The 9477-nt window shown below is 53.6% G+C and carries 9 protein-coding genes; all 9 read right to left on the reverse strand.

The window, feature by feature from the left end; genetic code table 11:
• Nucleotides 1-395: 395 nt before the first annotated feature.
• The 9 genes from ACTG3Z_RS17140 to ACTG3Z_RS17180 all read right to left on the reverse strand — a co-directional run bounded on the left by ACTG3Z_RS17140 (nt 396) and on the right by ACTG3Z_RS17180 (nt 9160).
• Nucleotides 396-767, reverse strand: a complete 372-nt coding sequence (locus ACTG3Z_RS17140) for a VOC family protein (RefSeq protein WP_439144220.1) — start codon at nt 765-767, stop codon at nt 396-398.
• Between the two features lie 16 nt (nt 768-783).
• On the reverse strand, nt 784-1557 hold the full coding sequence (locus tag ACTG3Z_RS17145) for an SDR family oxidoreductase (protein WP_439144221.1): 774 nt from the start codon (nt 1555-1557) through the stop codon (nt 784-786).
• 3 nt (nt 1558-1560) lie between these two features.
• Nucleotides 1561-2325, reverse strand: coding sequence for an SDR family NAD(P)-dependent oxidoreductase (locus tag ACTG3Z_RS17150; RefSeq protein ID WP_439144222.1), 765 nt, complete (start codon nt 2323-2325; stop codon nt 1561-1563).
• Between the two features lie 2 nt (nt 2326-2327).
• Nucleotides 2328-3644 carry an acyl-CoA dehydrogenase family protein gene (locus tag ACTG3Z_RS17155; RefSeq protein ID WP_375266779.1) on the reverse strand — a complete coding sequence of 439 codons (1317 nt, stop codon included), beginning with the start codon at nt 3642-3644 and terminating at the stop codon, nt 2328-2330.
• A 23-nt stretch (nt 3645-3667) separates the two neighbouring features.
• The gene (locus ACTG3Z_RS17160; protein ID WP_439144223.1) at nt 3668-4447 is read right to left on the reverse strand and encodes an enoyl-CoA hydratase-related protein; all 780 of its coding nucleotides are present in this window, start codon (nt 4445-4447) and stop codon (nt 3668-3670) included.
• Nucleotides 4444-5736, reverse strand: coding sequence for a 3-hydroxyacyl-CoA dehydrogenase NAD-binding domain-containing protein (locus ACTG3Z_RS17165; protein WP_439144224.1), 1293 nt, complete (start codon nt 5734-5736; stop codon nt 4444-4446). Before ACTG3Z_RS17165 ends, ACTG3Z_RS17160 begins: the two co-directional genes overlap by 4 nt.
• Nucleotides 5733-7439 carry a class I adenylate-forming enzyme family protein gene (locus ACTG3Z_RS17170; RefSeq protein WP_439144225.1) on the reverse strand — a complete coding sequence of 569 codons (1707 nt, stop codon included), beginning with the start codon at nt 7437-7439 and terminating at the stop codon, nt 5733-5735. Before ACTG3Z_RS17170 ends, ACTG3Z_RS17165 begins: the two co-directional genes overlap by 4 nt.
• A gap of 273 nt (nt 7440-7712) precedes the next feature.
• Nucleotides 7713-8132, reverse strand: a complete 420-nt coding sequence (locus tag ACTG3Z_RS17175) for a VOC family protein (RefSeq protein ID WP_439144226.1) — start codon at nt 8130-8132, stop codon at nt 7713-7715.
• Nucleotides 8129-9160, reverse strand: coding sequence for an NADP-dependent oxidoreductase (locus ACTG3Z_RS17180; RefSeq protein ID WP_439144227.1), 1032 nt, complete (start codon nt 9158-9160; stop codon nt 8129-8131). The genes ACTG3Z_RS17175 and ACTG3Z_RS17180 overlap by 4 nt, the downstream gene beginning before the upstream one ends.
• Between the last annotated feature and the right edge of the window lie 317 nt (nt 9161-9477).

Consider the following 9477-nt stretch of genomic DNA (forward strand, 5'->3'; position numbering starts at 1 on the left):
AAGTACCGTGGCTGTAGGCTAAATCCGTCTGGGGTAAGGGGGAGATCGGCCTCAGACCGATTTGTGCAACAAAGCCGCTGATATGTAATCTTTGAATATCGGGCATCCAAGGTCTGCGCAGAACCCTTCTTGGCTTAGAAGGTTGTTGAACGCCACCATAGTGTGAGTGCTCAATGGGGAGGCGAAGGGCGTGTCGGACAACATAGTTGCGAATTTTTGGGATGCTACGGGTTCTAATGATTTAATGTTTGCCAGCACATGGCTGCACCCTGCCTTTGACTATTATATGCCTCAAACCGGTGAGTATTTACAGGGCAGGTAGGTCGACGGATTTGGCGGCCTCACCTTTTGTAGACATCAAAAGTCGATAGTGCTTGCGAAACTATTTTTCGCTCTTACTCAAACACAAAAAAGCAAATCTTATTGCCATCTAGATCGCGCACATAAGAACCATAAAAACGATCTGGGATACGCTGACCGGGAGGGCCATCGCAAGTTGCGCCCAGTGAAATCGCCTTGTGATACATCGTGTCGGCTTCTTCTTTGCTCTCAACAGTGAAGGCAATCATGCCACCATTGCCGGGCGAAGGATCGCCTTTGTCATAAGGTTCGCAAACGGCCAGCATTGGCTCACCGCGTTTGGTGCCGATGAAGGCGATGCGCCCCATGTCTGTCACTGTTTTCGCGCCTTTATCTGCGAACAGTTCCATATAAAACGCTTTTGCGCGCGCCATGTCAGAGACGCCGAGTGTTGTGTAGCCGATCATTGTCTAGCTCCCTTATTCAGAGTTTCTTGTCGCCGTAGATACGGTTCAGTTTTCGCATACCACCGATCCAGCGGTCATAGTTGTCTGCTTTGTTTTTGATGTACTCGCGTACATCCTCATGGGGCAAAATCAGGAAGCTCTCGCTGCGGATTGCATCAACACATATTTGCGCAACAGGATCCGGTTCCATCATGCCGTTGATCGCTGCAACATGGTCCTCATGTCCGCGTGTCATCTCCGTGCGCACGGCTTGCGGGCAAAGCACAGACACTTTGATCCCTTCATCCCCATGCGTCATGGCAAGCCATTCAGCGAGACCCACAGCAGCATGTTTCGTGACGCCATAAGAGGCAGAGCCGATCTGGTTCAAAAGTCCCGCAGCGGAGGAGGTATTGAGCAGATAACCACCCCCGCGCGCAGCCATGAGCGGGACAAGTTTGCGCGACGCCCAAACATGCGCCATCACGTTGATATCCCAGACGCGCTGCCAATCGTCATTGGGCGTTTCCATGCCGCCACCAACGGCGATGCCAGCATTAGAAAAGAAAAGATCAATAGGCCCAATCGCGCGTTCCACTGCATCGATCATTTCCACAATCGCCGCTTCGTTCGAAACATCAACTGTGAAAGCGTGTCCGCCGATCTCACGCGCTGTCGCAGCGGCACCATCCCCGTTCACATCAACGCAAACAACATGCGCCGCGCCCTCATTCGCGAATGCATGACACAGCGCTTTGCCAATCCCGCTTGCAGCACCTGTGACGACGCAAATCTTATCCTTAATCTCCATCGCCTATGCCCACATGCTAGAGCCGCCACAGACGGTAAGCGCTTGTCCGGTCATATATTTGCTCGCGTCTGATCCAAGGAACACCGCTAGCCCTGCGAAATCGTCAGGCTCACCCAAACGGCGCAAAGGGATAGATTTAGAATATTTCTCCTCCACGCCTGGTTTATCCCAAAGTTCACGCGCAAAATCGGTCTTTACCAAGCCGGGACAAATCGCGTTAAAGCGGATGCCTTGCGGGCCAAACTCGGCCGCTAAGTTACGCACAAGCCCGATCAAAGCCAGCTTCGACATGCCATATGTGCCTAGCGTATCGGACGCTTTGAACGCGCCAATCGAAGAGGTGAACATCATCGAGCCATTGCCCTTCGCCGCCATATCGGGTGCGACCATTTTCGCAAGCCATAGGTTGCTCTGCACATTGGCGTTCATCGTGCGTTCGTACTGTTCGTCAGAGATGCCAGCGATGGGGCCGAAGTAAGGATTCACACCTGCGTTGCCGACGACAATGTCGATCGGACCAGCGATCTCGTGCGTCTTATCGACCAGCGCTTGAAGCTGGTCTTTATGAACGATGTTACCCGCCACGCCATGGGCGCGCTCGGCGCCAACAGCTTCGTTAATTGCGCTCGCCGCAGCGTTGAGTTCCTCTTGCGAGCGGGACGAAATCACCACAGTCGCGCCATGCTCGGCAAGACCTTTGGCCATCTCGAACCCCATCCCTTTGGACGCGCCTGTCAGCAGGGCGACCTTGCCGGTTAGATCAAACATGCTCATCCCATGAACCCGCCTGAACCGCGTGCTTGCGTATCGCCCGCAATCGCATCTTGGCGTGAATTGCTGTCCTTGTAGGTCTGCACTTCATTGCGCGCGATCACGTGGTGATGCACCTCGTCTGGACCGTCTGCGTAGCGCAGCGTGCGCTGTTGTGCGTACATGCCAGAGAGCGGCGACCACTGTGAAATACCTGTCGCGCCGTGCACCTGCATCGCTTGATCGATGATATCGCAGACCTGCTCTGGCACTTTGGCCTTGATCATCGACACCCAGATGCGGGCTTCTTTATTACCCAGCACATCCATCGCTTTGGCAGCTTTCAAGACGAGCAGACGCATCGATTCAATCTCGATCTTCGCGCGTGAAATCGTTTCCATGTTTTTACCCAGATCCACGATCTTCTTGCCAAAGGCGACACGGTTCAGACCACGATCAATCATCAAATCAAGCGCTTTTTCCGCCTGTCCGATAGAGCGCATGCAATGATGGATGCGGCCTGGCCCAAGACGGACTTGAGAAATCTCAAACCCTTTGCCTTCGCCCCACAAAATGCTGTCCTCTGGGACGCGCACATCTGTGAAACGGATGTGCATATGGCCGTGCGGTGCATCATCGTGACCGAAAACATGCATCGGGCCAAGGATTTCAACACCCGGATGATCCATCGGCACGAGGATCTGGGATTGCTGTCGGAAAGGTTCCGCATCAGGCGACGTCTTCACCATGACGATCATCACCTTACAGCGCGGATCACCTGCGCCAGAGATGTAGTATTTTTCGCCATTCAGAACCCATTCGCCCTTTTCAAGAACAGCGGTCATGCCGATGTTCTTCGCATCGGAAGAGGCGCGATCAGGTTCGGTCATCGCAAAAGCAGAACGGATTTCACCCGCGAGCAATGGCTTGAGCCATGTGTCTTTTTGCTTTTGCGTTCCGATGCGCTCCAGCACTTCCATATTGCCAGTATCAGGCGCAGAACAATTCAACGTCTCTGACGCCAAAGGGTTCTTTCCCAGCTCCGCTGCGATATAGGCGTAATCAAGGTTTGATAGACCTTCGCCCGTCTCCGCATTCGGCAAGAAGAAGTTCCAAAGCCCCGCATCGCGCGCCTTTTGCTTGGCCGCTTCCATCAATTCCATCTGACGCGGCGTGTGGGACCAACGGTTCTCGCGACCCTCGCCAGCTTTGTAATACTCCTCCGTCATCGGATCGACGTTTTCACGGATATGCTTGATCACTGCGTTCAAAAGCGGCTTGGCCTTGTCGGACATTTCAAGGTTGTTCAGCGTCGTCGGATCTTTGCTATCAGACATATGTTTGCCTCCTGTTGGCAGATTTATTTGTTGACCCACTTGGGGGCGCGTTTTTCGACAAAGGCGTTAACGCCTTCTTTAAAATCTTCAGTCAGCGCGAGATCTTTGAGCACTTCACGCGAATAGGCGATACTCTCCACCATACCATCGCGCTTGGCGAGATCATTGAGCACACGCTTGGTCGCTTTGATTGCGGATGGCGAACCTGTGCAAAGTTGCTGGGCCTTCTCCATCGCTTTGTCCATCAACTGATCATGCGGATGCACTTCGTTCACACATCCCATCTCCAGCGCTTCCGCCGCCCCGATTGTACGGCCAGAGAGCATCATCTCTTGTGCGGCGAGACGACCGATGTAGCGCGACAAACGCGGGACACCTGACGCGGCGGCAAAGAAGCCAACCTTGACTTCAGGCAGTGCGAACTTTGCATTCTCGGACGCAAAGATAATGTCGCACGACAGCGCCGTTTCAAAGCCACCACCCATCGCAAAGCCGTTGACGGCTGCGATAATCGGTTTCTCCAGATCAAAGCGCGACGACAGACCGGCAAAGCCAGTCGGCGTCATCTTGGCCTTGCTGCCACCTTGCGCTGTCGCTTTGAGATCGTTGCCAGCGGTGAATGCCTTGTCGCCAGCCCCAGTTAAAACTGCGACCCACAGGTCTTGATTGGCTGCGAACTTGTCCCAGCAATCGGCCATCTCATTGTGCATTTCGACGTGGACCGCATTATACACCTCTGGACGGTTCATGGTGACCAAAAGGATGTTGCCCTTTACTTCAGTCTTGATGAATTCGTAGCTCATACCTTCAATCCTCCTGTGTCGATCTCTGTAAACTTACCACCATCCGCTGCGAGTTTGCGCAATGTCTCAGCGGGTGCAAATGCTGCATCATCAGCACCCAGTTTTTCAATACGATCCAGCACCGGTTGCGCACCGACCATATCGCCAAAGAACATCGGTCCGCCCTTATCTGCGGGCCAACCGTAGCCATTCAGCCAAACCACATCCACGTCAGACGGGCGTTGCGCTTTGTTCTCTTCCAATATCTTCACCGCCTCATTGATCATCGGGAAAATACATGTCTCGATGATCTCGTCTTGCCCAATGGTTGAGGGTTTGGCACCCGTAATGTCGCGAATGATACCAGCCGTCACTTCAGACGGAACAGGGCGGCGGTTTTCGTCATAGTCATAAAAACCTGCTTTGGTTTTCTGACCGCGACGGTCGAGTTCACACAACGCATCGCGAATGGGGTTCTGCGTTTTCGCGCCCTTGGACCAGCCGATATCAAGGCCGGCAAGATCGCTCATCTGGAACGGGCCCATCTTGAACCCAAATGCGTTCAAAGCTGCGTCCACATCCCAAGGCATCACGCCTTGATACACCAGCTTGTTCGCCTGCGCCTGACGCGCGAACAGAATGCGGTTGCCCACGAAACCGGGGCAAACCCCCACAAGCGTGGCAATCTTGTTGATGTCTTTTGCAAGGGACATACAGGTCGCGACAACATCGTCCGCCGTATGCTTGGCGCGCACAATTTCGAGCAGCTTCATAACATTCGCAGGGGAGAAGAAGTGCAGCCCGATCACATCTTCAGGCCGCTTTGTCATGCCCGCAATTTCGTTGATATCGAGCGCAGACGTATTGGTTGCCAAAATCGCGCCTTGCTTCATCACGCTATCAAGCTCAGTGAAAATCTTGCGCTTGAGGTCCATGTTTTCAAACACAGCCTCGATCACCAGATCACACTCAGCCAGATCAGCAATAGAAAGGCGGGGATCAAAGCGATCCATGCGCGCCTCGACCTCATCTTGGGGGAAGCGGCCCTTGTCGGAAGAGCGTTGATAATTCCCGCGCACGACTTTCAACCCGCGATCAAGCGCTTCTTGCGTGGTTTCAACGATGGTCACAGGGATGCCAGCGGTCGCGAAATTCATCGCAATGCCGCCGCCCATGGTGCCAGCGCCGATAATGCCAACTCGTTTTATTTCGCGCTTGGGAGTGCCGGCAGGGAGACCCGGCACATCCCAAGCGGCCGCGCCAGAACTGGCGAGGTAGTCGCTAATCTCAGCTTCGCTAGGGGTATTCATACTTTTGCCTCTTCATTATCCAAACAAACGGCGCAAATCGCGCGTCGGTCAATTTTATCCGTCGCCCCACGAATGAGCGCAGTGTGTTGCACCCATAGATGTGCGGGAATTTTGAACTTTGCGATATGCGCTTCGAGGAACTGCGCCATCTCATCACGGCTCACTATGGCACCGTCTTTCAACTGAACTGCGGCGCCAACCGCTTCGCCCAAGCGTGCGTCAGGTACTGAAAACGCCGCCGCCTCCAGCACATCCGGATGGCGGTGCAGCGCACCTTCCACATCAAGGCAGGCGATGTTTTCACCACCGCGAATAATGATGTTCTTCTTGCGATCCAGAATGGTTACATAACCCTCAGCGTCCAGCACACCCAAGTCGCCTGTACGCAGCCACCCGTCTTGCAAGGTCTCTGCAGTCGCCTCTGGCTTATTCAGATAGCACCGCATGTTCGCGGGGCTTTTCACGGTGATCTCACCAAGCTCACCAACTGCAACATCCTTGCCATTGTCATCCAGCATGCGCAGCTCTTGCACAGGCGGATGCAGTTTTCCGGCACTCTCGGGGCGTGCAGTGTAGTCGTCACCAATCATCCCGATGCCAAGTGCATTCGTCTCCGTCATACCCCAGCCCGTCGCGACACCTGCGTTGGGAAATGCTTCAGCGAGCTGCGCCACCTGCGCGCCGGGTCGCTTGGCACCACCAGAGCCAAGATAATCCATCGCTGGCAAAGTCTCGCCCATCCTTTTCGCCGCTTGCATGAGTTCGGCAGATTGCGTCGGTACACCAAGGAACCGCGTTATCTGATTGTCGCGCATCAAGCGCACCGCTTCTTCCGCATCCCACTTCCGCATCAACGTAATCTTGGCACCCGCAGGCAAACTCAGCAGGAACAATGGATGCGTTGCAGTGACATGAAACAGCGGTGTGACCACAAGTGCGGAAGGGCGCAAAGTTTCGGGTGCATCTGGTTCGGGTGGCGTCACAAGCGGGGCAACTACGGACTGCATCAACCAGCTAAAGACAGCATTCACCGCACCGCGATGGGTTTGCACAACGCCCTTCGGATCACCGGTTGTTCCAGACGAATACATGATCGCGAAATCATCGTCCGTGTCGATTGCCACGTCAGGGGCACTGTCCAATTGTGCGACTTCAATTAGCGCGTTTATGTCATAAGCGCCTTGTCCTTTGGCATCGCGTACAGAAATCAACGTCAAGCCAAGTGGGTCTTTCAAAACCTGCAAACGGTCCATGCGCGGACCATCTGCAAAGACCACCTTTGCCTCACTGTCGCGCAAGGCATAATCCAACTCTTCACTCGTCCACCAAGCGTTGAGGAAAACGACAATTCCGCCAATAGATGAAATGGCAAGCACGGACATCAGCAAATCAGGATAATTGCGCATGGCGACGGCAACGCGCGCGCCTTGCCCCAAGCCCAGCTCGTTACGCATCGTATGCGCCAATTTGTTCACACCACTTGTGAACTCCGCATAGGTCTGACTTTCGCCCTCATATGCCAAGTATTCCAATTGCCCGTCACCATGCTGCGCCCATCCAGCAGCCAGCAATCCGGGCACGGTTGGCGGAATATTCTTGAATGCCTTAAACGTAACGCCGCGCACGTCGACCTGATGAAGTTCAAACGTTGGGTTCGTTGCAATCACATGGTGCACGGCCTGTTCTGGGGTCATCGCACTCATGGAGCTGTCTGAAAGTTGGCCATCTTCCCCTCCCAAAGAAAACGAGCAGTCAGGAATAGATTAGGCAGTAAATCTGCCCCTGCCAATCCCGCAGAACGGAACGTCATTCCGCTATTTTGTGTTTGGAAGGGGTTTTGGAAGAGCATAGGCACCACATCAAATCAACTGCGCCCAAGCGATACCACCTTAAAGAACTCTCAAATGGCAATCGTTGATTGAAAACCGCTTCACATGCAGCGGTTTTCAATTTCGAATGGGGCCGTTTTATATACGTCAAGTGGTGCTTCCCACGATCTGATGCACCTCAATCACATTGCCATCGGGGTCGTAAAAGAACACCTGATGCCACCCTTTCACAGCGTTGCTCCCCCAATCAGAATAGGGCACGCCTTGCGCGTCAAGATGCGCCATGAAGGCCTGAATATCATCCGTGCGATAGGCGATATGTCCACGTTCTAGCGGGTTCACCACCTGACCAGAGCGAAACGAATTGAGCACATCGCGCGGCGTGAGATGCATCTGAATGTCGCCGTCTGTGACAAACGACACATCACCCACAAGCCCCTTTTGCTCGTTGATCGGTGGCAGCGCCGAGGGATCTTCATCCCCAAGCGTGAGGACGTCACGATAAAAGCGATCCATCTCTGCAACATTGGCGGAGCAAAGATTGATGTGATGCAGCTTCAGTTTCATGCGCTCAGCTTAATTACCCGTTTGCCAAATCCTTCACCACGCAAAAGACCGATGAAGGAGGCCGGCGCCTGTTCTAACCCTTCTATCATCTCTTCGCGGTACTTGATCTGACCAGATGCGACCCAAGCCCCCATTTGTTTGGCAAACTCGGGATAGAGATGTCCGAAATCATCAAACACAATAAATCCACGCATGGTCATACGCTTGCGCAGCATCATACCCATCAACAGGCTCATGCGATCCGGTCCATCTGGCAAAGAAGTTGCGTTATATTGCGAAATCAGTCCGCAGACTGGGATACGCGCAGACGGGTTCAACAGTGGCATCACAGCATCAAACACTGCGCCACCGACATTTTCAAAATAGATATCTATCCCTTTAGGGCAGGCGTCTTTCAAAGCATGGCGAAATCCATCTGCTTTATAGTCAATACACGCATCAAACCCGAGCACATCCACCACATGTGCACATTTCTCAACACCACCAGCGACACCAACAACGCGCAAGCCCAAGATCTTGGCAATTTGACCGACAGTCGCCCCAACAGGGCCACTCGCGCCAGCAACAACAAGCGTTTCACCCTCTTTTGGCTGTCCAATTTGCGTCAAACCTGCCCAGGCCGTCAGACCCGGCATGCCCAAAACACCCAGCGCCCAAGAAGGATTCTGCGGGTCTTTGCCCATGTTGATCACCATCGTGCCATCAGAAACCGTGTAATCTTGCCACCCACCAAACGCGACGACCCAATCGCCGACCTCATAGCCCTTCACATCAGACGTGATGACCTCAGCAACAGTGCCGCCAACCATCGTCCCCCCAATCTCCACAGGAGCCGCATAGGACGGCGCATCGCTCATGCGCCCGCGCATGTAGGGATCAAGCGACAGGTATTCATTGCGCAGCAACATCTGCCCTGCACCGGCCACAGGCACATCACCGTTCTCAAGTCGCAAAGTCTGATCTGTCGGTTCGCCCACAGGACGTTCTGCAAGAACGAATTTGCGATTTACGCTATTGGATTGTGACATGATGTGGCTCCACTTGGATTATGTATTGCCACCAAGGGTTAGCTATTTCAGCGAGTCCAACAAGTTGGAAAGGCATTTACGCTGCGTCCGAGGACTCTGCCGTTCAATAACAATATAATAATTTTTGTACCGCAAATTACATGTAGCAGCAAAGCTAGGGTAAGTACCCATTGAATACCTTGAGGTGTGCGAAATAGCGTATTTCACGCGCTCAAATCGATGGGGGTTTGGGCACCTAATCGGCGAAACAAAGGTCAGCGATTACACCGGCACAAGACCTTGCATTCTTGGTCGCAAGTCACGCAATAAAACGGTTC

It is taken from the genome of Planktotalea sp., from assembly GCF_965659345.1.
Lineage (GTDB): Bacteria > Pseudomonadota > Alphaproteobacteria > Rhodobacterales > Rhodobacteraceae > Planktotalea.

Excerpts from the sequence above, each read along its gene's own strand:
- ACTG3Z_RS17140 (WP_439144220.1), bottom strand. The coding sequence starts at position 767 with ATGATCGGCTACACAACACTCGGCGTCTCTGACATGGCGCGCGCAAAA.
- ACTG3Z_RS17145 (WP_439144221.1), bottom strand. The coding sequence starts at position 1,557 with ATGGAGATTAAGGATAAGATTTGCGTCGTCACAGGTGCTGCAAGCGGG.
- ACTG3Z_RS17150 (WP_439144222.1), bottom strand. The coding sequence starts at position 2,325 with ATGTTTGATCTAACCGGCAAGGTCGCCCTGCTGACAGGCGCGTCCAAA.
- ACTG3Z_RS17155 (WP_375266779.1), bottom strand. The coding sequence starts at position 3,644 with ATGTCTGATAGCAAAGATCCGACGACGCTGAACAACCTTGAAATGTCC.
- ACTG3Z_RS17160 (WP_439144223.1), bottom strand. The coding sequence starts at position 4,447 with ATGAGCTACGAATTCATCAAGACTGAAGTAAAGGGCAACATCCTTTTG.
- ACTG3Z_RS17165 (WP_439144224.1), bottom strand. The coding sequence starts at position 5,736 with ATGAATACCCCTAGCGAAGCTGAGATTAGCGACTACCTCGCCAGTTCT.
- ACTG3Z_RS17170 (WP_439144225.1), bottom strand. The coding sequence starts at position 7,439 with ATGAGTGCGATGACCCCAGAACAGGCCGTGCACCATGTGATTGCAACG.
- ACTG3Z_RS17175 (WP_439144226.1), bottom strand. The coding sequence starts at position 8,132 with ATGAAACTGAAGCTGCATCACATCAATCTTTGCTCCGCCAATGTTGCA.
- ACTG3Z_RS17180 (WP_439144227.1), bottom strand. The coding sequence starts at position 9,160 with ATGTCACAATCCAATAGCGTAAATCGCAAATTCGTTCTTGCAGAACGT.